The 1105-nt window shown below is 62.5% G+C and carries 1 pseudogene; it reads left to right on the plus strand.

Annotation, left to right across the window (positions count from 1 at the left end):
• Positions 1-397: 397 nt before the first annotated feature.
• Positions 398-893, plus strand: a pseudogene (locus tag SxD43FB_RS23700) (transposase); the annotation flags it as partial.
• Positions 894-1105 lie beyond the last annotated feature (212 nt).

Genomic DNA, 1105 nt, shown 5'->3' on the forward strand with positions numbered 1-1105 from the left:
TCTCGTCGAGGATCTGCAGCTTATATCTGGCGCCGAAGTTCCGCCGACGTGGCCGGTCGGAGAGCTCGGGCGATGCCGCCGCAGGCGCTGCCACCAGCGTCGGCCTGCGGCCTTCCTCGGCGGCAGCTCCTGCGGCGGCGGAGTTCGTCTCGTCGTTTGGAATACGCGGCATAACCATGGTGATATCTCATCCGCGCCCTCAAGGCTAAATTACCGGCGGTGCTTTGTCTCACCGTCGTTGGCACGGAGGGGGGTGGGTATAGGTCACTGAAATGCGCTGTTTTTATCGATTAGCGGTATCGATGGAGATGGAGAGGTGGCCTGGCAAAACTGCATAGGGCGCTAAGTAGATTTTCTGCCTGCCGGCGGCCAGGATGGCCGCGTGACAGGAGTAGAGATGAGCAAACGACCACGCCGGAATCACAGCCCGGCATTCAAAGCGAAGGTGGCATTGGCCGCCGTGAAGGGCGAGAAGACGCTGGCGGAGCTGGCGCAGCAGTTTGACGTGCATCCGAACCAGACACGCAATGGCGCGGGCAGCTTCTGGAAGGGGCTGCCGGTGTATTCGGGAGCGAGACGCGGAGCGAGACTGCCGAGCCAGTGATCGACGTAAAGACGCTGCACGCCAAGATCGGTGAACTGACGTTGGTGAACGATTTTTTGTCAGGGGCGCTCGGGAAGGCGGGACTGTTGCCGAGAGCAAAACGATGATCGACCGTTCGCACGCACTGCCGTTGGCGCGGCAGGCCTGGGACCTGGGGATCAGCCGGGGCAGCATTTATTATCTGCCCAGACCGGTGCCGCCTGCCGATCTCGCCATCATGCGGCGGATCGACGAACTGCACCTGGAGTTTCCATTCGCCGGGAGCCGGATGCTGCGCGACCTGCTCCGTAACCGACCGGTTGAGGCCGCCTGCCTTGCTGTGATGTGAGCGCGTAAGGGACGTCCATAAGGACGTCGTTATGGACGTCCTGAGTCAAAGCGAGGGACGGCGGTGGAGATATTGGGCCGGGAACGGCGTCGTCGGTGGAGCAACGCGGAGAAGCTCGAGATCGTCGCCGCTGTGGGAATGAACGGAGAGACGTTGGCGCGCGTCGCGCGGCG

Origin of the sequence: Sphingobium sp. D43FB, assembly GCF_002312805.1 — a bacterium.
Lineage (GTDB): Bacteria > Pseudomonadota > Alphaproteobacteria > Sphingomonadales > Sphingomonadaceae > Sphingobium.